Here is a 20,120-nt window from a genome sequence, read left to right as displayed (position 1 = left end):
TTCAACTAACGGCGCAGTCCCCTCCGACCAGCCCGCAGTTCGTCGGCTGACCCGCCCTTCCGGTGGCCGCGATGGTGACCTCCGTGGACTCGCCCTCGGCGATCGGGGTGGACAGGTCCACGATCAGCAGATTGCCGTCCTGCGTCCAGGTCGCGCCCTCCACACTGAGGATCTTCCCGCGTACGGGAAGCGACAGGGTGAAGGTGCTCAGCGCCTGGTCCGACGCGTTGGTGACACCCATGGTGGCCGTGTAGCTCGTCAGGCGCTGGCTGGTCACGTTGAAGTCGACGTTCACCGAGCCGCCGCTGGGGACGCCCTGGAAGGTCTCGCTGGCCGTCGGCAGCGGGATGCCGCCGTTGTCGGGCCTGGTAGCCCTGTCCGGGTCCAGGGAGATCTCCTCAGTCGGGGTCTCCTCGGGGATGGACTCCTCCGCCGTGGCCTCGTCGATCGGCTCGTCGACCGGCTCCTGCGTCTGCTTCGTCTTGGTCGGCTTCGGCTTGGGAGTGGGAGAGGCGGTACGGCGCGGCTCCCGCGCGCTGTACGTCGCGGTCGGCGTCGGGCTCTTGGCCGGCTCGCTCTCCTCCTCCTCGGTCGGCTCCTCGGCCGGTTCCTCCTCCTCGGTCGGCTCGTCGGCGGGCGGGGCGGTGTCCTTCGGCGCCGGCTGGTTGCTCGACTGGACGGCGGCACAGGTGCCGCCGGGACAGTCGGCGGGCCCGCCGCCGGAGCTCATCATCTTGACGCCCGCCACGGTGCCGCCGAGCACGACGACCACCGCGGCCACGGAGAGCAGGGCCATCCGGCCCCGGCCACCGCCGCCACCGGAGGGGGCGTCGAGCGGGTCGGGGTCCTTCGGCGGACCACGCCGGCCACGCCGGCGGCGCGGCTCCGGGTCGCCCTTCGCCTCGTCGGAGGACAGGAACCCGTTGTCCGCCTCGGCCCACGCCGGGGCGGCCATGCCGACCATGGTCGGCTCGCCGTACACCTTGATGTCGCCCGGCTCCGGCGGGCCGTCGGGACCAGGCTGGTCGAACCTACCGGTGGCCTCTTGACCGAGCGGGTCGAACCTGGCCGTGCCGTCCTGACCGGGTGCGTCGAACCTGGACGTGGCCTCCTGACCGAGCGGGTCGAATCTGGCCGTGCCGTCCTGACCGGGCAGGTCGAACCTGGCCGTGCCGTCCTGACCGGGTGCGTCGAACCTGGACGTGGCCTCGTGAGCGGGCGGGTCGAACCTGCCCGTGCTCTCGGCCGCGAACGGGTCGTAGCCGCCCGTGCTCTCCCCTGGACGCTGGTCGAACGCGGGCCGCTGGTCGAACGCGGGCCGCTCGTGCGCGGCCGTACGGTCCGACGGGTTGTCGAAGGGGTTGCGACCGTCCGACGCACGCGGCTCGAACGGGCCCGGCCGATCCATCGGGCGCGGGTCGAAAACACTCTGATTCTGGTCGAACGGACGAGGCTGCTGGTCGAACGGGCCTGGCCCGTCCTGGGGCAGCGCCCCGAGCGTCTGAGTGGCATCCGGGGCGTCGTCCCAGGAGACCGGGCGGACGAAGGCTCCGGTCGTCTCGTAGGGCTGCTCCAGTGCCGGATCGACCCTGCCGGTCCCCTGCTGGGGCGGCGGGGCGAAGGCCCCCGTCGTCTCGAACGGGTCGCGCCGCGGAGCCGGGGCGTCCGCGCCGGGACTTCCCTGGGGCATGGGCGCCCACTGACCGGTCACTTCGACCTGGCCAGGCGCCGAAGGCCAGCCGGGCTCGTCGGCCTGCTTCCCGTCCGACGGCCCCCAGAACGAATCGGCCTGCTGATCCTGCGGCCCCCAAAAGGCGCTGGTGTCCCCCTCTTCACGCGCGTCCTCGGATCCACCTGTGCCGTGGCGGCCCATGGCTGCCCTTTCTTGCCGGTTACAGTTGGCCGCCAATCTTCATAACACCTTTACTACGCCTTTGTCTCATCAATCCCGGTAGTCGCCCCTCAAATCGGGGAATTGTCACCCAAATCGGGACAGGTCCTTACCGAAAGTGATCCCAGCCGCCCGGCCCGGCCGCGCGCCCCGCGACGTGGACGCCCTCCCCCGCCACGACCCGCCCCACGACCAGCCACGACGGCGGAAGAGCCACCTGCGCGGGGAAGACCGCGGCCAGCGCGTGGTCCTCGCCTCCGGTCAGGATCCAGTCGAGCGGATCGGCTCCCAGCTCCTTGCCCGCCGCCGCCACCGGCTCCGCCACCTCCAGCGCCCGGGGGTCCAGCTCGATCCGCACCCCGCTGGCCTTCGCGACGTGCCCGAGGTCCTGCAGCAGCCCGTCGCTCACGTCCAGCATCGCCACCGCGCCCAGCCGCGCCGCCTCAGGCCCGCACGCGTACGGCGGGCGGGGCTGCCGGTGCCCGGCCACGGCCCGCGCCAGCTCGTCGGCGGCCACCGGCACGCCCGCCTCCAGCAGGGCCTGCCCGGCGGCGGAGTAGCCCAGGCGACCGGCCACGGCCACCACCTGCCCCGGCCGCGCCCCCGATCGGGTCACAGGCGCACGACCGCCCAGGTCGCCCAGCGCGGTGACCCCGATGACCACCAGTTCGCATCGGGTGATGTCACCGCCCGCCACGCTCGCCCCCACCACCGCGCACTCGTCGCCGAACCCGTCGGTCAGCGCGTCCAGCCAGGCGAGCGGAAGGTCCGCGGGAATCCCGAGCCCGACCACGATGGAGGTGGGAACGGCGCCCATGGCGGCGATGTCGGCGAGATTCTGGGCCGCGGCCTTGCGGCCCACGTCGTAGCCGCTGGACCAATCGCGACGAAAGTGCCTACCCTCAATCAACAGGTCCGTTGACACCACGACGCGCCCATCAGGGGCGCTGACCATGGCGGCGTCGTCACCCGGCCCGAGCAACACCGCCGCGCTCTGTGGCAGACGTCCGGAAATACGAGCAACTACTCCGAACTCGCCGAGATCTCCGACTGTGATGACACACCTCCTGACGCACACAGGGTACGGTGGCCCTTCGGCGTGATCCAATCGCCCGGGAGGACGTAATGGTGCAGGCCTACATCCTTATTCAGACCGAGGTCGGCAAGGCGGCGGCCGTGGCTCGCGAGATCTCCGGGATCCCCGGCGTGACTCAGGCCGAGGACGTGACGGGGCCCTACGACGTGATCGTCCGCGCCGAGGCCAACAACGTCGATGAGCTCGGCAAGCTGGTCGTCGCCCAGATCCAGGCCGTCGAGGGGATCACCCGCACCCTCACGTGTCCGATCGTTCATATCTGAAGGCAGATTCTACGTGCGTGCGGCCAGCCTCCTGCTCGTCCTGCTCGCGCTCGCCGGCTGCGGCGGCGCCGTCCAGGTCGAGCCGCCGGTGCCGGAAGGCGAGGCGGTGGCCGCCTGTCAGCGCCTGGCCGGGCTGCTCCCCCGGACGCTCGACGGGGACGACCGGGTCGAGTCCATCCCGCCGTCGCCGTACGTCGCGGTGTGGGGTGCGGGGACCCTGGCGCTGCGCTGCGGAGTCCCGCGGCCGCCCAGGATGGAGCCGACGGCCCGGCTCCAGGAGATCGACGGGGTGGGGTGGTACGCCGACCCCGAGAAGCCCACCCTCTTCACCGCCGTCGCCGCCCCGGTCTACGTGGAGGTCACCGTCGGTGGCTCACACCCGGCCGGCGAGGTCCTCGCCGCCCTGTCCGGCCCGATCGGCCAGATCTCACCGCAGCCCCGGTGACCGCGCCAGCGCGAGCTGGATGAGCCGGTCGACCAGAGCGGGGTACGACAGCCCCGAAGCCGCCCAGAGCTGGGGCGCCACCGACAGCGACGTGAAGCCGGGCATCGTGTTGATCTCGTTGAGCACCAGGTCGCCGTCGGGCGTGTAGAAGAAGTCCACCCGCGACAGCCCCTCGCAGTCCAGCGCCTCGAACGCGCGCACCGCCATCGCCCGCAGCTTCTCGGCGACCTCGGCGGGGATGTCGGCGGGGACCGTCAGCGACATCTGGTCGGGGTAGTACTTGGCCTCGAAGTCGAAGAACTCCTGCCCGCCCTCCACGCGCACCTCGCCGGGGATGGACGCGGCCGGCGGATCGTCGCCGAGGGACTGGAGCACGGCGCACTCGATCTCCCGGCCGACCATGGCCTCCTCGATCAGCACCTTGGGATCGTGCTGCCGTGCGAACTCCACGGCCCGCTCCAGCTCGGCCCGGTCGTGCGCCTTGGAGATGCCCTGCGAGGAGCCGGCCCTGGCCGGCTTGACGAACACCGGCCAGCCGAGCTCCTCGGCCTCCTTCAGCACGCGGTCGCGGTCGAGCCGCCAGTCGCGGTCACGGACCACCACATAGCGCCCGATCGGCAGCCCCGCGCCGGCCAGGACGGTCTTCATGTAGCCCTTGTCCATGCCGACGGCGCTGGCCAGGACCCCGGAGCCGACATAGCGGACCCCGGCCAGCTCCAGCAGGCCCTGAATCGTGCCGTCCTCGGCGAACGGCCCGTGCATGACCGGGAACACCACGTCGACCGAGCCGAGCTCCACAGGGATGCTTCCAGGGTCGTAGGCCACCAGCGAGCCGCTGCCGGTGGGCAGCGCGAGCGCCGCGCCGGAGGAGTCGACGACGGGCAGCTCCCCGGACTCGATCGCGAACCGCTGGCCGGACGCCGCGAGCACCCACCTGCCATCCTGGGCGATCCCGATGGGGATCACCTCGTACTTACTCCTGTCGATCGCATCCAGCACACTGCCCGCACCCATCAAAGACACGGCATGCTCGGAATTGCGACCCCCGAAAACGACGGCGACGCGTGGCTTGCTCATGACGTCCGAATCTACCGGCGTGCCCCCGTTACAGCGAGTCAAGCACGCGGGAAGCTCGCAGATCGGCTCGTCAGGTGCCATAGCGCTCGGGTTTGGGCGACCGCGACATCAGCAGCATCCCCGCCTCCGTCGGCGACATGCCGTCGTGGACGACCCCGACCACGACCTCCGTGATCGGCATCTCCACCCCGTGCTTCCTGGCCAGCTCCAGCACCGATTCGCAGGACTTGACGCCCTCGGCGGTCTGCCTGGTGGCGGCGATCACCTGCTCCAGCGTCATGCCGCGGCCGAGATTCTCGCCGAAGGTGCGGTTGCGGGACAGCGGCGAGGTGCAGGTGGCCACCAGGTCGCCCATGCCCGCCAGGCCCGCGAAGGTGTGCGGATCGGCGCCGAGCGCCGCACCGAGGCGGGAGATCTCCGCCAGCCCCCTGGTCATGAGCATGGCGCCGACGTTCTCGCCCATGCCCATGCCGTGCGCCACGCCCACGGCCAGCGCGATCACGTTCTTCACCGCGCCGCCCAGCTCGACCCCGACCACGTCGGTGTTGGTGTAGGGACGGAACCACGGCGGCAGGTGGCAGGCCTCCTGCAGCCGCGCGGCGACGCCCTCGTCGGTGCAGGCCACGACGGAGGCGGCGGGCTGGCGCTGGGCGATCTCCTTGGCCAGGTTGGGCCCGGACACGACCGCCACCCGCTCCTGCGGCACCCCGGCGACCTCGCGGATCACCTCGCTCATCCGCTTGGTGGTGCCGAGCTCGATGCCCTTCATCAGGCTGACCAGGATGGCCTCGCGCGGGATGTGCTCGCGCCAGGCGGTGAGGTTGGCCCGCAGGGTCTGGGAGGGGACCGCGAGCACCACGAGATCGGCCCCGTCGAGCGCCTCGGCCACGTCGGTGGTCGCGCGCAGCGAGGTGGGCAGCGAGATGCCGGGCAGGTAGTCGGTGTTCATGTGCGTGCGGTCGATCGACTCGACCACCTCGCGTCTGCGCCCGTACAGGATGGTCTTGTTGCCCGCCTCGGCGAGGATCATCGCGTACGTGGTGCCCCACGAGCCGGTGCCGAAGACGGCGGCCTTGGTCATCGCGTCACCGCTCTGTGGAGTCGTAGGGAACTGCGGGAGCCTTCTCGCCGCGCAGCTCGGCGAGCTGGGCGGTGATCGCCGCCATGATGTCGGCGGTGGCCGCGCGCAGCACGTCGGCGTGCGGGGCGCGGCCCGCGTACTTCGACAGGTCCACCGGGGGGCCGACCATGACGCGGAAGGTCTTGCGGGGCAGCGGTCTGGGCCATGTGTCTCCGTAGGGCAGCAGCTCTTGCGCGCCCCAGTGGGCCACCGGGATCACCGGCGCGCCGCTCTCCAGCGCCAGCCGGGCGGCGCCGGTCTTGCCCACCATCGGCCACAGCCGGGGGTCACGCGTGCAGGTGCCCTCGGGATAGAACAGGATCGCGCCGCCGTCGCGCAGGCGCTGGGCCGACTCGCGCAGCGACCTGGCCGCCTCGTCGCTGCCCCGATCGACCGGGATGGCGCACATCTCGCGCACGGCGTGGCCCAGGAAGGGCACCTTGAACAGGGTCGACTTGGCCAGGACGACCGGCCAGCGGCCGTGGTTGTAGAGGAAGTGCGCGAGCAGCACGGGGTCGGCCCAGGACAGGTGGTTGGTCGCGATGATGACGCCTCCGGTGCGGGGCATGCGGTCGCCACCCCGCCAGTCCTTCTTGACCAGAAGCCAGGAGAGCGGTTTCACGATGACGACAGCCAGGGTCTCCCAGAAACGCGACGGTCGCGTGCGACTCATGGTCTCCTCCAACGGCTCCGGTGCCCGCCTCAGTGTCCTGGTTGGCCGCCAGGGCTGTCGAGGCGCGATGCTTACCCTATGAGCATCCGCTGGTCCCTGGTCATTCCGGTGAAGACGCTGGTCGCGGCGAAGACCCGGCTGGCCGCCGCCACGGGACCGCACCGTACGCGACTGGCCGTCGCGGTCGCCTGCGACACCGTCACCGCGGCGCTGGCCTGCCCGCCGGTCGCGCGGGTGATCGTGGTGACGGCCGACCCCGCCGCCGCGGGCCCGCTCGGCGCGCTGGGCGCCGACGTGGTCACCGACCCCGACCGCGGCCTGAACACCGCGCTGCGCACCGGCGCCGCGCACGCCGTGCGGCTGGCCCCCGGCGACGCGGTCGGCGCCCTGCAGGCCGACCTGCCGGCGCTGCGCCCGGCTGAGCTCGCCGCCGCCCTGACGGCGGCGAGCGAGTTCGACCAGTCGTTCGTGCCCGACGCGCTGGACATCGGCACGACTTTCTACGGAGTACGGCCCGGCCTGCCGTTCGAGCCCCGCTTCGGCGGCGAGTCACGGATCAAGCACCTGGGCGGCGGGGCCAAGGAGTTGCGCCTGGACGGCATCGACTCGCTCAGGCGCGACGTGGACACCCCCGACGACCTGCGCGCAGCCATGGCGCTCGGGCTGGGCCGGCACACGGCGGCGGTCGTCGCCGAACTGTGGCCCGCTGGCCCGCCCGCACGCTGACCCGTAGGCTGGTTCGTGTGCAGGCGACAGTGCGCAGTTTCGACGAGACGACCCGTTCGGGCTCGGTCTTCCTCGACGACGGGACCGTCCTGGCTTTCCCCACGCACGCCTTCGACGCGGGCCCGCTGCGGCTGCTGCGCACCGGGCAGCGCGTCAACCTCGCGCTGGCCGACGGCGAGATCACCTACGTCACGCTGTCCACTTTCGCGCTGCCATGAAAAAAGCCCGGGCTCCCGAATAGGAGCCCGGGCGTTCGCCGTCCCGGTGGCTACTTCTTCTTGGCGGCCTTCTGACCGCCCGCGTTCACCAGCTCTTTGAAATCCGAGCCGGGGCGGAATTTCGGCGCCCAGCTCTCCTGGACTTTGATCTCCGCGCCGGTCGACGGGTTTCGCGCCGTCCGAGCCGGCTTGTGCACCATCTCGAAAGCGCCGAAGCCGGTGATCGAGACCTTGTCCCCGTTCGCCACTGCCTTCTGGACGGCGTCAATGATCGCGTTCACGGCCTCGGTCGCTGTTTTCCTGTCGCCCACCCGGTCTGCGATGGCGTCGACCAGTTCCCGCTTGTTCATGAATGTTCTGCTCCCCCAGTTACGGCGCGGGGTTCCAGCTCACGCGTCCGACGTAGAAACCCCTTACGGGCTCGAAAGTAGGCGGGATCGCGGGTGAACTCAATCACCGGGCGTGTTTAACCCCTCGCGTGGCGTGTCGCAAGCACCGTCTTGCAGGGTGGCGAGAAAGGTCTCCAGGCGGGCCGCGGCCCTTTTCGGGTCACGTTTGGCCTGATCGCAGATGGACAGGTAGCGGCGGGCCGCCCGCTCCTTGTCGGCGGCGGGCAGCATGCGGACGCGGCGGTGCGCTTCACGCAACCGCCGCGCCAGCTCATCGTCTTCTAGACGGTCGTCGGCAGCCATGGCTGCCGACCATTCTCGTACGCCGCCACATCCTCGGCGTGACGCAGGGTCAGTCCGATGTCGTCGAGACCCTCCATCAGCCGCCAGCGGGTGTAGTCGTCGATCTCGAAACCGACGCTCTCACCGGCCCAGCGGACCTGACGCGCCCCCAGGTCAACGGTCACCTGGAGATCCGGGGCCGCCTCGATCGCGTCCTGGAGGGCCTCGACCTTGTCGCCCGGCAGGACGACCGGCAGCAGGCCCATCTTGGTGGAGTTGTTACGGAAGATGTCGCCGAACCTGGCGGCGATCACGACGCGGAAGCCGTACTGCTGCAGCGCCCATACGGCGTGCTCGCGCGAGGAGCCGGTGCCGAAGTCGGGACCCGAGACCAGGATCGAGGCGCCGTCGTAGGTGGCGTCGTTCAGCACGAACGCCGGGTCCTCGCGCCAGGCGGCGAACAGGCCGCGCTCGAACCCGGTGCGGCTGACCTGCTTGAGCCAGACGGCGGGGATGATCTGGTCGGTGTCGACATTGCTGCGGCGCAGCGGCACCGCCGTACCCGTGTGGGTGGTGAAAGCGTCCATCGGAAGGTTCTCCTAGAGGTCGGCGGGGGCGGTCAGGCGGCCGGTGACGGCGGTCGCGGCGGCGACCTGCGGCGAGACCAGGTGGGTGCGGCCACCCTTGCCCTGGCGGCCCTCGAAGTTGCGGTTGGAGGTGGAGGCGCTGCGCTCGCCCGGCTGGAGCGTGTCGGGGTTCATGCCCAGGCACATGGAGCACCCGGCCTCCCGCCACTCCGCGCCCGCGGCCTTGAACACCTCGTGCAGGCCCTCCTGCTCGGCCTGGAGCTTGACCAGCATCGAGCCGGGGACGACCAGCGTGCGGGTCCGCACCTGGCGGCCGCGCAGGATCTCGGCGGCGGCGCGCAGGTCCTCGATGCGGCCGTTGGTGCACGAGCCCATGAAGACCGTGTCGACCTCGATCTCGCGCAGCGGGGTGCCGGCGGTCAGGCCCATGTACTCCAGCGCGCGCTGCGCCGAGGACTTCGCGGTCGGGTCGGCGAAGCTGTCCGGGTCGGGCACGGTCTCGGTGAGCGGCAGGCCCTGGCCGGGGTTCGTGCCCCAGGTGACGTACGGCGCCAGCGACGCGGCGTCGATCTCGACGACCTTGTCGAACACGGCGTCGTCGTCGGTCCTGAGCGTCTCCCAGTAGGCGACGGCCTGGTCCCACGCCTCGCCGGAGGGCGCGTGCGGGCGGCCCTTGAGGTAGGCGAACGTGGTCTCGTCCGGGGCGATCATGCCCGCCCGCGCGCCGGCCTCGATGGACATGTTGCACACCGTCATCCGGCCCTCCATGGAGAGCTTGCGCACGGCCTCGCCGCGGTATTCGACGATGTAGCCCTGGCCGCCGCCGGTGCCGATCTTGGCGATGATGGCCAGGATCAGGTCCTTGGCCGTGACGCCGGCGGGCAGCTCGCCTGCGACCTCGATGGCCATGGTCTTGGGCCGGTAGGCCGGCAGCGTCTGGGTGGCCAGCACGTGCTCGACCTCGGAGGTGCCGATGCCGAACGCGATGCCGCCGAAGGCGCCGTGGGTGGAGGTGTGGGAGTCGCCGCAGACGATCGTCATGCCCGGCTGGGTCAGGCCGAACTGCGGGCCGATGATGTGCACCACGCCCTGGCCGGCGTCGCCCATCGGGTGCAGCCTGAGGCCGAACTCGGCGGCGTTCTTGCGCAGCGTCTCGACCTGGGCCTTGGACACCGGGTCGGCGATGGGGCCGCGCACGGTCGGGACGTTGTGGTCTTCGGTGGCGATCGTGAGGTCGGGCCTTCGCACGGTCCGGCCCGCGAGACGGAGTCCGTCGAACGCCTGCGGGCTGGTCACCTCATGGATGAGGTGCAGGTCGATGTAGAGCAGGTCGGGTTCGCCTTCGGCGCGGCGGACGACGTGCTGCTCCCAGACCTTCTCGGCCAGTGTGCGACCCATGATCTCCTCCTGAAAATCTTCCGACTTGCCTTCTCATATGTCGAGACTGCAGTATCGGTGTATGGACAACTCTAGCGGAGTCGGCGTACTGGACAAGGCCGTTCTGGTACTCAACGCCCTCGAAGCCGGACCGGCCTCCTTGGCGCAGCTCGTTCAGGCGACCGGCTTGGCCCGCCCGACGGCCCACCGACTCGCCGTCGCGCTCGAACACCACCGCATCGTGACCCGTGACACCCAGGGTAGGTTCGTGCTCGGCCCGCGGCTGTCGGAGTTGTCCACCGCCGCCGGCGAGGACCGGCTGCTCGCCGTCGCCGCCCCCGTGCTCATGCAGCTGCGCGACCTCACGGGCGAGAGCGCGCAACTCTACCGGCGGCAGGGCGATGAGCGGGTCTGCGTGGCCGCCGCCGAACGTTCCAGCGGCCTGCGTGACACCGTGCCCGTCGGCTCGGCGCTGCCGATGACGGCCGGCTCGGCCGCCCAGATACTGCTGGCCTGGGAAGAGCCCGACCGGCTGCACCGCGGCCTGCGGGGGGCCAAGTTCACCGCCGCGACGCTCGCCTCCGTACGGCGCAGAGGCTGGGCGCACAGCGTGGGAGAGCGCGAGCAGGGCGTGGCCAGCGTGTCGGCGCCGATACGGGGCACGGGCGGCAAGGTGATCGCGGCCGTCTCCGTCTCCGGACCTCTGGAGCGGCTGACGAGAGCCCCCGGAAGACTGCACGCGGTGCCCGTGATGGCGGCGGCCGAGCGGATCACCGAAGCCATGCGCCGCACCTCATGATCAGCATGACCGGCCAAAGCCCGTATTCGGGGAGCCGAGTGCCTCGCGGGAGCACTAGCCTGAGTGCGTGACAGATCGCATCGAGGTAGCCGCCACTGAGCTGCGACCCCTGCTCGAAGAGTTCATCTTGTGGGCACGCGCCAACGCACCCGACAGTGACCCCGAGCTCGTGGGGCCTGCCGCACTCTGGCACCGTCTCGCCTTCTCGCCGGATCTCGGCACGTGGAAGCGTGCCGACCTGCGCAACCTCGTGCTCGACCGGATGCCGAAGGTCGTCGAGGACCCCGACACGGCGGCCGACGGGATGCTTCCCGCCATCGACGCGTACCTCACTTTCCTCTCCATGACCGGCAGGCTCACCGAGGGCTCCGACTCCCTCACCGACCTGCAGGCCGAGCTCGACGACGTCGAGGACGACTTCGTCGAGCTGATGGAGGAGCTCATCGAGGACGCCGACGAGGATGAGGACGAGGCCGGCGATCTGGGGGACTTCGAGCTGTACGCCGACGCGCTGGCGGATCTGGCCACCGTCAGGCTGCGCCCCGACGCCGAGCTGGCCGCCGCCGCCCGCGCGGTCCCGCTGATCGCCAAGGCGCGCGACCTGGCCCTGTGGGTCGGCTCGGGCCGCCGGGTCGGTGAGGACACGCTGCTGTCCGACGCCGAGGTGGAGGAGGCGCTGGCCACCGTCGGGCTGCCCAAGCCGGAGACGGACGGCTCCCTGGCCGAGGCCGTCCCCCAGCTGTGGAACCTGTGGAACCTCGCCGTGGACCTGGAGTTCCTGGAGCCGGGCGAGGGCAACACCGTGGCCGTGCAGGACGACACCTCGGAGTGGCCGTTCGACGACGACGAGGACGTGCTCGACGCCTGGATGCTCGGCCTGCACTCGGTCGACTACGGCGACCCCGAGCTGCCCGACGAGGATCTGACCATGGCCCTGGCCGGTCTGACCCGGGCCCTGCTGGTCAGGCTGCTGCTCGCGGGCGGCAGCCGTGACCTCGACGAGCTGCGGCAGGAGCTGGCCGAGGCCGCCACCGAGTTCGACGAGCTGGGCGCCGACGCCTGGCAGGCCGCGGGCGACCCGCTCGCCTCCGTGCTCGAATGGCTGGCCGGTTACGGCATGACCGAGGTCACCGGCGGCACGGTCAGTCTCACGCCGCTCGGCACTGAGGGCGTCGTCCATCTGGTCGACGACTCCGACATCGAGATCGACGCGCGGCCCGCCATCGAGTCGATGAGCGCGCACGAGCTGCTGGTGCTCAGCGCCGAGCTGCCCGAGGAGGAGGCGGACGCGGAGTTCGCCGCCTGGATGCGGCTGCGTGAGCCCAGCAGGGCGGCGGAGGAGCTGCTGGAGGCCGCCGCCAAGGACGAGAGCGACGCGCTCATCCGGGTGCAGGCGGCCAGTGTCGTCGGCACGCTGGGCGAGGACGCGATCCCCGCCTGGCAGGAGGCGCTCAAGGAGTCCTCGCTGCGCCCCTACGCGGCCACGCACCTGAGCCAGCTCCAGGTGCCGGACGCGCCCGAGCCGACCCCGGACGACACCCACTGGCTGATCCTGGACATGTGGACGATCTCGGCCGGGCTGGGCCGGGCCGAGTTCGTGGGCAGCCTGCGGGACATCGGCCCTGAGCTGCTCAACAGCCTGCTCGACGTGGTGTGGAAGATTCCGCATGCGCACGTCGAGGAGCTGCTGGACCTGATCTCCCAGGTGCACCCGGACAAGCAGATCGCCAAGACGGCCCGCCGGGCGCTGTTCAAGGCCCGCTCCGCGACCACCCCTTAGCCGCCCCGCTCGCCGCCGCGCGTTCCCGGAACGCGCGGCGGCGAGGAGCGGCCGGGTCATGCGCCTGGCGGTGAGAAGCGGTCGGGTTGAAGAGAAGTGGTCGGGTTGAACGCGCGGCGGCGCGAAGTAGTCGTGAAACGCGAAAAAGACCCGATCGGTGATCGGGTCTTTTTGCGGTGATGTGTAGTCCCGACCGGATTCGAACCGGCGCTACCGCCTTGAGAGGGCGGCGTCCTGGGCCACTAGACGACGGGACCTTCGCGAGCTTGGTGACAGTGGTAGTCCCGACCGGATTCGAACCGGCGCTACCGCCTTGAGAGGGCGGCGTCCTGGGCCACTAGACGACGGGACCCTGTCTCCAAGCGAGCTTGCCGGGTCTCCCCGGCAACGCAGGTAACTCTACCGCACCGGAAGGAGCACTCAAAACCGTTATCAGGCCAGCAGATCGGGCCTGTGGCGACGTACCCAGTCCCCCATCCGCCCGCGCTCCCAGAGCGGGTCCACGACGCCGAGCGGAATGCCCAGCCGCTGCAGGCCGGTGTGCGGGTCCACCGGAACGCGGGCCAGGTGGTCGCGCATCCAGCGGGGCATCCGGGCCGGCACCTCGCGCTCGCCCCAGCCGACGAGGCCGACGCTCCGCATCGCTCCGGCGCGCACCCGGACGCCGCCGGGGCGGCTGATGGTGCGAGGGCTGGCCATCCGGCTCTCCACCACGTCGACGCGCTGGACGTCCGGCCAGTCGAGGCGCAGGACGAAACCGTAGGTGTCGGCCATCTCCACGCCCCGCGGCGAGAACCGTACAACCGTGCCCGCGATCATCCGCCGGTGCTTGACCACCAGCACTCCGACGAGCGCCGACGTGCCCGCCGCGCCGATGACCAGAGCCCAGGCGAGGCTGCCGGTGAGAATGCCGCCGAGCAGCAGGCACACGGGGAAGAAGAGCAGCAGAGGGAGGAGGAAAGGGGCAGCGAACGCGAGGAAGGATCCGCGCCCCATCCGGAACTCATCCATAAAACAAGAATACGGACACCCCCTGAAGGGAGCATCCGCACATTGCTGGGGTACCAGGACTCGAACCTAGACTAACTGAACCAGAATCAGTCGTGCTGCCAATTACACCATACCCCACCGCCTGCGACAGCCCCGGAAGGCGGCGCTTGGCGACGTCCGAAAGAATAGCCCAGCTAGGGGTGGAAGACCAAAACGAATACCCGGCGGCGCTCGGCATCGGCTTCTCCGTGCCAAGCTGATGGGGACAAACCACCACGTGGAGGAGCCCAAGCTTTGGCCGAGAACCCCTTCTTCGCCCCCAGCGGCCTGCCCTACCAGCTGCCGCCCTTCAAGGAGATCCGCGAGGAGCACTACCTGCCCGCCTTCGAGCGCGGGATGGCGGAGCAGCTGGCCGAGGTGGCGGCCGTGGCGTCCGGCGAGGACCCGCCGACGTTCGACAACACCGTCGCCGCGCTGGAGCGCTCGGGCCGGATCCTGGGCCGGGTGGCCACGGTGTTCTACAGCTACGCGGCGTCCAACACCTCCGACGCCCTCATGGAGATCGAGAAGCGGATCTCGCCGGAGCTGTCCAAGCACAGCGACGCGATCAGGCTCGACCGCGCGCTGTGGGCCCGGCTCAAGCAGGTGACGACGGACGACCCCGAGCAGGCGTGGCTGCTGGAGAAGTACCGCGAGGACTTCGTCCGGGCCGGCGCCGACCTGTCGGAGTCCGAGCAGGACAGGCTGCGGGCGCTGAACCTGGAGCTGTCCACGCTGTCCACCGAGTTCTCGCAGAACCTGCTCAGGGCCTCCACCGGCTCGGCCCTGGTGGTGACGGACGCCAAGGAGCTCGACGGCCTGGACGAGGCCACGGTCAAGTCGCTGGAGAAGGACGGCCGCTACGTGCTGCCGCTGCTCAACTTCACCAACCAGCCGGCCCTCGCCCAGCTCACCGACCGCGAGGTGCGCCGCAGGCTCTACACGCTGAGCGTCGAGCGGGCGCCGCAGAACTTCGAGCTCGCCATCAAGATGGCGACCCTGCGCGCCGAGCGGGCCGCGCTGCTGGGCTTCCCCAGCCATGCCGCGTACGTCGTCGCCGACCAGACGGCCAAGACCGTGGAGGCGGTCGAGGAGATGCTCGACCAGCTCGTCGACCCGGCCGTGCGCAACGCCCGCGAGGAGGCCGAGGCGCTGGCCGAGCAGGCCGGGTTCCCGATCGAGCCGTGGGACTGGTCCTTCTACGCCGAGAAGGTGCGCCGGGCCCGCTACGACTTCGACGCCGACGCCATGCGCCCCTACCTGGAGCTGAGCCGCGTCTACCGCGACGGCGTGTTCAAGGCGGCGAGCCTGCTCTACGGCGTGACGTTCACCGAGCGGCCCGACCTGTCCGGCTACCACGAGGACGTCGAGGTCTTCGAGGTGTTCAACGAGGACGGCAGCGAGCTCGGCCTGTTCCTGCTGGACCCGTACGCCCGGCCCGGCAAGCGCGGCGGCGCGTGGATGAACAACCTGGTCGACCAGTCGTTCCTGTTCGGCGAGAAGCCCGTGGTGATGAACAACCTCAACATCACCAAGCCCGCCGAGGGGCCGGCGCTGCTGTCCTACGACGAGGTCACCACCGCCTTCCACGAGTTCGGGCACGCCCTGCACGGACTGTTCTCCGAGGTGCGCTTCCCGCGCGTGTCGGGCACCAGCGTGCCGCGGGACTTCGTCGAGTACCCCTCTCAGGTCAACGAGATGTGGGTGACCTGGCCGGAGATCCTGGCGAGCTACGCCAGGCACCACGAGACGGGCGAGCCGATGCCCGCGGAGCTGGTGGACAAGCTCAAGGCCGCCGACAACTTCAACCAGGGCTTCCAGACCGTCGAATACCTGGCCGCCACGCTGCTCGACTGGGCCTGGCACAAGCTCGGCGCGGGCGAGAGCGTGCCGGACTCCGAGGCGTTCGAGGCGGCGGCGCTTGAGGCGGCGCGTATCGCCCTGCCGGAGGTCAGGCCGCGCTACCGGACCAACTACTTCGCGCACATCTTCTCCGGCGGCTACAGCGCCGGCTACTACTCCTACATCTGGAGCGAGGTGCTCGACGCGGAGAGCGTGGCGTGGTTCAAGGAGAACGGCGGGCTCAAGCGGGCCAACGGCGACCATTTCCGCCGTGAGCTGCTGTCCAGGGGCGGCAGCGTGGACGCGCTGACCTCCTTCCGCAACTTCCGCGGCCGCGAGCCCGGCATCCGCCCCCTCCTGGAGCGCCGCGGCCTCATCTGACCGCTCCTGAAGCGCCGCGGCCACGTCTGACCGCTCTGGAGCGCCGCGGCCACGTCTGACCCCTCTCCTGCTCCCGTCCGATCACGTCCCCGTCTCGTACGGACACCGCGCCGTCCGTACGAGACCGGGCGGGCCGTGTGGACGCGGCCCTTCGCACGAGACCGTGGGCGCGGTCCTTGGCCCGTTCACGGGTGTGCGGCTCTGGGTCAGCCCGCCACGGCCAGCTCGTCGATCCGCCGCCGGAGCCACTCCTGCTCGGCCCCGCTGGCCGCGCGGGCGATCTGGAGCATGCCGCGCCGGTACGGGTCGGGCTCGTCCCGGATCCGGACCGGCTTGTCCCCCTCGTAGAAGAAGCTCGCCGGCGCCTCCAGGAACGCGAGCCTGCGCCGGAGCACCTCCGCCTGTTCTCGCGCGTCGGGCAGCGCCGACAGGAACGTCAGCAGGGCGAAGAACCTGCTCTGGTCGCTGATGTCCAGGTCGCTGGGCTCGCGTAGCCGCCCGAGCAACTGCTGCCTGCCCTCGGGGGTGATGGTGAGCACCTGCCTGCGGGCCGCGTGCGTACCGGCCTCCTCGTGCCGCTCCACCAGGCCTTTCGCCTCCAGTCTGGCGATGGCCGGATAGAGGGCGCCGTCACTGACGGGCCTGAGATGCCCGGTCAAGGCCGCGATCCGGGCCTTGAGCTCGTAGCCGTGCATCGGACGCTCGTCGAGGAATCCCAGGATGGTGAGGGTCAGGTCACCGCCACTTGCCATGTCATGCATCGTACCGCTATACCTCGATTAGAGTTATTACGAATCGAGGTATGACGCATGCTCCGGCTCGCGATGCCGATCTATGTGGAACTGCTGACCGCCGTCGTGGCGGTCGGCCTGATCGATCTGCTGTGGGTGTCCCCGCTGGGCGAGGGCGCCATCGCGGCGGTGACCGTGGCGACCACGACCGAATACCTCGCCTACGGCCTCTTCCTGGCCGTCCCGACCGGCGTCACCGTGCTGATCGGGCGCCGCGACGGCCGAGCGCCGCTGACCCCCGTGATCAGGACGGGCTGGCTGCTGTGGGCCGTGTTCGCCGTGGTGATCACCGTGCCGGGCGTCCTGCTCCGTGAACCGCTGGCGGCGCTGTTCACCGACGACGCGGGGCTGACGGCCTCCTATCTCCTGATCTCGCTCGGCGGCCTGCCGGTGTACTTCGCGCAGACGATCGTGGACGGCACGCTCAAGGGCAGGGGCGACACGAGGCGGCCGATGCGGCACGCGCTGATCTGCAACGCGCTGGTGGGCGTCCTGGATCCGCTGCTCATCTACGGGCTCGGCCTGGGCGTGCGAGGAGCCGCACTGGCCACCGTGCTCGCCCGCGCCCTCACCCTGGCCGTGGCCTTCCGTGCGCTCGCCCGCCCGGCGTCCCCGGAGCCGGCGCCCGGGCTCGTGGTGGGTGACGTCCTGAAGACCGGGCTGCCCATGTCCGGAGATTTCCTGGCTCGTGCGGTGGTGGGCATGGTGCTGGTGGACCTCGTGGCGTCCTTCGGCACGGCCGAGCTCGCCGGCTACGGCATCGGGCAGAAGGTCATGCTCGCCGGGGTCATGCTCTTCTACGCCCTCCGCCAGGCCGCCCTGATCCGCACCGCGCGCTCGGAGCCCACCGGCTCACCCCTGCGGCTCGGCCTGCTCGCGGGGGCGGTGGTGGCCCTCACGCTCAACGCCGTGGCCGTCCCCGTCGCAAGCCTGTTCGGCGGCGATCCGGCGGCGGCGGTGAGCTTCCTGCGCTGGATGACGCTCTATCTCATCCCCTTCGGCGCCCTGATCGCCGTCGGCGGGGTGCTCCAGGCAAGCGGAAGGGGCAGCCGCCTGCTGGCCGCCACTCTGGCGGGCTTCGCCGTACAGCTGCCCCTCGCCTATGTCCTGAGCGCGTGGCTCGGCGTCACCGGCGTGTGGCTGTCGATGGCCGCGGGCGCGGCCGTCAGCCTGGTGCTCAGCCTCGCAGGCGGGCCAGCGCCGCGCGGATGCGGTCCTTGGCGCGCTCGCGGCCGAGCACCTCGATCGACTCGAACAGCGGCAGGCCCACGGTCCGGCCTGTGATCGCCACGCGGACGGGCGCCTGGGCCTTGCCGAGCTTGAGGCCGTGCGCCGTGCCGACCTCCTCCAGCGCCGCCTTGAGGGAGTCGGGATCCCAGCTCAGGGTGTCGAGGCGGGCCAGATAGCCGGTGAGGATCTCCTCCGGGGAGTTCTTCATCGCCTTGTCCCAGGACGCCTGGTCGAAGACCGGCTCCTCCAGGAAGAGGAAGTCGACGTTCTGCCGGATCTCCGACAGCACCGTCAGCCGGGTCTGCGCCAGGATCGCGACCTTGCTGAACAGCTCGCGGTCCCAGTCGGGGTCGAGGTAGGGCCGGCAGCGCTCCTCGAACGTCTCGATCGGCAGGGCCCGGATGTACTCGCCGTTGAAGGCGCGCAGCTTCTTGTCGTCGAAGAAGGCGCTGGAGGAGTTGACGTCCTCCAGGTCGAACAGCGGCACCATCTCCGACCACGGCATGATCTCGCGGTCGTCGCCGGGGCCCCAGCCGAGCAGCATGAGGTAGTTGACCACGGCCTCGGCGAGGTAGCCCTCGGCGCGGTAGTCCTCCAGCGCGACCTTGTCCCGCCGCTTGGACAGCTTCTTGCGCTGCTCGTTGACGATGACCGGCAGGTGCGCCCAGACCGGCGGAGTGGCGCCCAGCGCGGGCCACAGCAACTGCTGCTTGGCGGCGTTGCCCAGGTGCTCCTCGCCGCGGATCACGTGGGTGATGTTCTGGGTGATGTCGTCGACCGCGTTGGCCAGCACGTAGAGGGGCGAGCCGTCGGTGCGGGCGATGACGAAGTCCTCCTGCGCCTCGTTGGGGAACTCCACCCGGCCGCGGATGACGTCCTCGACGACGGTGACGCCCTCGTCGGGGGTGCGGAAGCGCACCGCGCCCTCGGTCAGCCCGCGCTCGCGGCAGTGGCCGTCGTAGCCCTTGTGCTCGGAGCCGGTGCGGGCGACGAGCAGCTCGCGGGTGCAGTCGCAGTGGTAGGCCCCGCCGCCGGCCAGCAGCTTGGCCACGGCCTCGCGGTGCTGCGGCTCGTAGGCCGACTGGAAGTAGGGACCCTCGAAGACCGGGTTGGTGCCGTTGATGCCGATCCAGTCGAGGGCCGAGATGATGCCCTCGGTCCACTCCGGCCGGTTGCGGGTCGCGTCGGTGTCCTCGACGCGCAGCACGAACCGGCCGCCGGACTTCTCGGCCAGGGCCCAGTTGAACAGCGCAGTACGGGCGCCGCCGACGTGGAACATGCCGGTTGGGGACGGGGCGAAACGCACCCGGAGATCAGTCACGAGAGACCACCTTGTTCGTCAGAGTGCCGATGCCCTCGATCCCGACGCTGACCTCGTCACCGATCTCCAGCGGGCCGACGCCGGCCGGGGTGCCGGTGAGGATCACGTCGCCGGGGATCAGCGTCATGACCGCGCTGACGTAGGCGACGAGGGCGGGGATGTCGTGGATGAGCTGGCTGGTGCGGCCGGTCTGCCGCATCTCGCCGTTGACCGTGGTGGTGAGGGCCAGGTCGGACGGGTCGAGGTCGGTCTGGATCCACGGCCCGAGCGGGCAGAAGGTGTCGAACCCCTTGGCCCGAGTGAACTGCACGTCCTTCTTCTGCAGGTCGCGCGCGGTGACGTCGTTGGCGCAGGTGTAGCCGAAGATGACGTCCTTGACCCGCTCGGCGGGCACCTCGCGGCAGAGCCTGCCGATGACCACGGCCAGCTCGCCCTCGAAGTCGACCCGGTCGGACAGCGTGGTCGGATAGGCGATCGACTCGCCGTGGCCGATCACGGAGGTGGACGGCTTCATGAAGATGAGCGGCTCGTCGGGCACCTCGTTGCCCATCTCGCGAGCGTGCTCGGCGTAGTTCCTGCCGATGGCGATCACCTTGCTGGGCAGCATCGGGGCGACCAGCTTCACCTGGGACAGCGGGACCCGCTCCCCGGTGAACTGCACCTGGCCGAACGGGTGGCCGGTGATCGCGGAGATGAACTCCTCGCCCGGACCGCCCTCGACCACGCCGAACGAGACGCCTTCGCCTGTGGAGAACCTCGCTATACGCACCTGACAAGGCTATCGCCGACGTCGGCGGGGTCCG

At 70.6% G+C, this 20,120-nt stretch carries 21 protein-coding genes and 3 tRNA genes; 8 read left to right on the top strand and 16 right to left on the bottom strand.

Annotated features, from left to right (window positions below; all coding sequences use genetic code 11):
* Window position 1: 1 nt before the first annotated feature.
* Window positions 2-1,690, bottom strand: coding sequence for a hypothetical protein (locus IEY87_RS01250; protein WP_189136581.1), 1,689 nt, complete (start codon window positions 1,688-1,690; stop codon window positions 2-4).
* A gap of 310 nt (window positions 1,691-2,000) precedes the next feature.
* Window positions 2,001-2,969 carry a thiamine-phosphate kinase gene (locus tag IEY87_RS01245; RefSeq protein ID WP_225276853.1) on the bottom strand — a complete coding sequence of 323 codons (969 nt, stop codon included), beginning with the start codon at window positions 2,967-2,969 and terminating at the stop codon, window positions 2,001-2,003.
* Window positions 2,970-3,016: 47 nt separating this feature from the next.
* On the opposite strand from IEY87_RS01245, the gene IEY87_RS01240 reads away from it, so the two are divergent.
* On the top strand, window positions 3,017-3,250 hold the full coding sequence (locus IEY87_RS01240; RefSeq protein WP_106249262.1) for an Lrp/AsnC family transcriptional regulator: 234 nt from the start codon (window positions 3,017-3,019) through the stop codon (window positions 3,248-3,250).
* Between the two features lie 13 nt (window positions 3,251-3,263).
* Window positions 3,264-3,695 (top strand): DUF3515 domain-containing protein, encoded by a 432-nt coding sequence (locus IEY87_RS01235; RefSeq protein WP_189136580.1) that lies wholly within the window; start codon window positions 3,264-3,266, stop codon window positions 3,693-3,695.
* Here IEY87_RS01235 and IEY87_RS01230 read toward each other — a convergent pair.
* The 3 genes from IEY87_RS01230 to IEY87_RS01220 all read right to left on the bottom strand — a co-directional run bounded on the left by IEY87_RS01230 (window position 3,678) and on the right by IEY87_RS01220 (window position 6,565).
* Complete coding sequence (locus IEY87_RS01230; protein ID WP_189136579.1) at window positions 3,678-4,772, bottom strand: D-alanine--D-alanine ligase family protein; 1,095 nt, start codon at window positions 4,770-4,772, stop codon at window positions 3,678-3,680. The genes IEY87_RS01235 and IEY87_RS01230 overlap by 18 nt on opposite strands.
* A gap of 70 nt (window positions 4,773-4,842) precedes the next feature.
* Window positions 4,843-5,853, bottom strand: coding sequence for an NAD(P)H-dependent glycerol-3-phosphate dehydrogenase (locus tag IEY87_RS01225; protein ID WP_189136578.1), 1,011 nt, complete (start codon window positions 5,851-5,853; stop codon window positions 4,843-4,845).
* Between the two features lie 4 nt (window positions 5,854-5,857).
* Entirely contained in the window at window positions 5,858-6,565 is a 708-nt protein-coding gene (locus IEY87_RS01220; RefSeq protein WP_189136577.1) for a lysophospholipid acyltransferase family protein, read from the bottom strand.
* Between the two features lie 78 nt (window positions 6,566-6,643).
* On the opposite strand from IEY87_RS01220, the gene cofC reads away from it, so the two are divergent.
* Window positions 6,644-7,291 carry a 2-phospho-L-lactate guanylyltransferase gene (gene cofC, locus IEY87_RS01215; protein ID WP_189136576.1) on the top strand — a complete coding sequence of 216 codons (648 nt, stop codon included), beginning with the start codon at window positions 6,644-6,646 and terminating at the stop codon, window positions 7,289-7,291.
* Window positions 7,292-7,308: 17 nt separating this feature from the next.
* On the top strand, window positions 7,309-7,509 hold the full coding sequence (locus IEY87_RS01210) for a hypothetical protein (protein ID WP_189136575.1): 201 nt from the start codon (window positions 7,309-7,311) through the stop codon (window positions 7,507-7,509).
* A gap of 50 nt (window positions 7,510-7,559) precedes the next feature.
* On the opposite strand, the gene IEY87_RS01205 is transcribed toward IEY87_RS01210, so the two are convergent.
* The 4 genes from IEY87_RS01205 to leuC all read right to left on the bottom strand — a co-directional run bounded on the left by IEY87_RS01205 (window position 7,560) and on the right by leuC (window position 10,165).
* Window positions 7,560-7,859, bottom strand: a complete 300-nt coding sequence (locus tag IEY87_RS01205) for an HU family DNA-binding protein (protein WP_189136574.1) — start codon at window positions 7,857-7,859, stop codon at window positions 7,560-7,562.
* A gap of 99 nt (window positions 7,860-7,958) precedes the next feature.
* Entirely contained in the window at window positions 7,959-8,201 is a 243-nt protein-coding gene (locus tag IEY87_RS01200) for an SCO5555 family protein (RefSeq protein WP_189136573.1), read from the bottom strand.
* Entirely contained in the window at window positions 8,180-8,767 is a 588-nt protein-coding gene (leuD, locus tag IEY87_RS01195) for a 3-isopropylmalate dehydratase small subunit (protein WP_189136572.1), read from the bottom strand. Before leuD ends, IEY87_RS01200 begins: the two co-directional genes overlap by 22 nt.
* A 12-nt stretch (window positions 8,768-8,779) precedes the next feature.
* On the bottom strand, window positions 8,780-10,165 hold the full coding sequence (gene leuC, locus IEY87_RS01190) for a 3-isopropylmalate dehydratase large subunit (RefSeq protein WP_189136571.1): 1,386 nt from the start codon (window positions 10,163-10,165) through the stop codon (window positions 8,780-8,782).
* A 61-nt stretch (window positions 10,166-10,226) separates the two neighbouring features.
* Between leuC and IEY87_RS01185 the strand changes: the two genes are divergently transcribed.
* Together IEY87_RS01185 and IEY87_RS01180 are read left to right on the top strand one after the other, a co-directional pair.
* Window positions 10,227-10,943, top strand: a complete 717-nt coding sequence (locus IEY87_RS01185; RefSeq protein WP_189136570.1) for an IclR family transcriptional regulator — start codon at window positions 10,227-10,229, stop codon at window positions 10,941-10,943.
* A gap of 67 nt (window positions 10,944-11,010) precedes the next feature.
* Window positions 11,011-12,723 carry a hypothetical protein gene (locus IEY87_RS01180; RefSeq protein WP_189136569.1) on the top strand — a complete coding sequence of 571 codons (1,713 nt, stop codon included), beginning with the start codon at window positions 11,011-11,013 and terminating at the stop codon, window positions 12,721-12,723.
* A 184-nt stretch (window positions 12,724-12,907) separates the two neighbouring features.
* Here IEY87_RS01180 and IEY87_RS01175 read toward each other — a convergent pair.
* The 4 genes from IEY87_RS01175 to IEY87_RS01160 form a co-directional block, all read right to left on the bottom strand.
* Window positions 12,908-12,980: transfer RNA gene (locus IEY87_RS01175), tRNA-Glu, on the bottom strand.
* 19 nt (window positions 12,981-12,999) lie between these two features.
* A tRNA-Glu gene (locus IEY87_RS01170) sits at window positions 13,000-13,075 on the bottom strand.
* Between the two features lie 80 nt (window positions 13,076-13,155).
* Window positions 13,156-13,734 carry a hypothetical protein gene (locus tag IEY87_RS01165; protein WP_189136568.1) on the bottom strand — a complete coding sequence of 193 codons (579 nt, stop codon included), beginning with the start codon at window positions 13,732-13,734 and terminating at the stop codon, window positions 13,156-13,158.
* Between the two features lie 45 nt (window positions 13,735-13,779).
* Window positions 13,780-13,851 (bottom strand) — tRNA-Gln (locus IEY87_RS01160).
* A gap of 156 nt (window positions 13,852-14,007) precedes the next feature.
* Here IEY87_RS01160 and IEY87_RS01155 point away from each other — a divergent pair.
* Window positions 14,008-15,975 carry a M3 family metallopeptidase gene (locus IEY87_RS01155; protein WP_189136567.1) on the top strand — a complete coding sequence of 656 codons (1,968 nt, stop codon included), beginning with the start codon at window positions 14,008-14,010 and terminating at the stop codon, window positions 15,973-15,975.
* A gap of 206 nt (window positions 15,976-16,181) precedes the next feature.
* On the opposite strand, the gene IEY87_RS01150 is transcribed toward IEY87_RS01155, so the two are convergent.
* The gene (locus IEY87_RS01150; protein ID WP_189136566.1) at window positions 16,182-16,727 is read right to left on the bottom strand and encodes a PadR family transcriptional regulator; all 546 of its coding nucleotides are present in this window, start codon (window positions 16,725-16,727) and stop codon (window positions 16,182-16,184) included.
* A gap of 57 nt (window positions 16,728-16,784) precedes the next feature.
* Between IEY87_RS01150 and IEY87_RS01145 the strand changes: the two genes are divergently transcribed.
* Window positions 16,785-18,050, top strand: a complete 1,266-nt coding sequence (locus IEY87_RS01145) for an MATE family efflux transporter (RefSeq protein WP_189136565.1) — start codon at window positions 16,785-16,787, stop codon at window positions 18,048-18,050.
* Here the strand turns inward: IEY87_RS01145 and gltX are convergent.
* Both gltX and IEY87_RS01135 read right to left on the bottom strand, forming a co-directional pair.
* On the bottom strand, window positions 17,944-19,317 hold the full coding sequence (gltX, locus tag IEY87_RS01140; protein ID WP_189136564.1) for a glutamate--tRNA ligase: 1,374 nt from the start codon (window positions 19,315-19,317) through the stop codon (window positions 17,944-17,946). The genes IEY87_RS01145 and gltX overlap by 107 nt on opposite strands.
* Entirely contained in the window at window positions 19,310-20,086 is a 777-nt protein-coding gene (locus IEY87_RS01135; protein WP_189136563.1) for a fumarylacetoacetate hydrolase family protein, read from the bottom strand. The genes gltX and IEY87_RS01135 overlap by 8 nt, the downstream gene beginning before the upstream one ends.
* Between the last annotated feature and the right edge of the window lie 34 nt (window positions 20,087-20,120).

Source organism: Nonomuraea glycinis (assembly GCF_014646515.1).
In the GTDB taxonomy this organism is placed as follows: Bacteria; Actinomycetota; Actinomycetes; order Streptosporangiales; family Streptosporangiaceae; genus Nonomuraea; species Nonomuraea glycinis.
The sequence above is the reverse complement of the archived record's forward strand: the minus strand, read 5'-3'. Positions and strand labels throughout refer to the sequence as shown.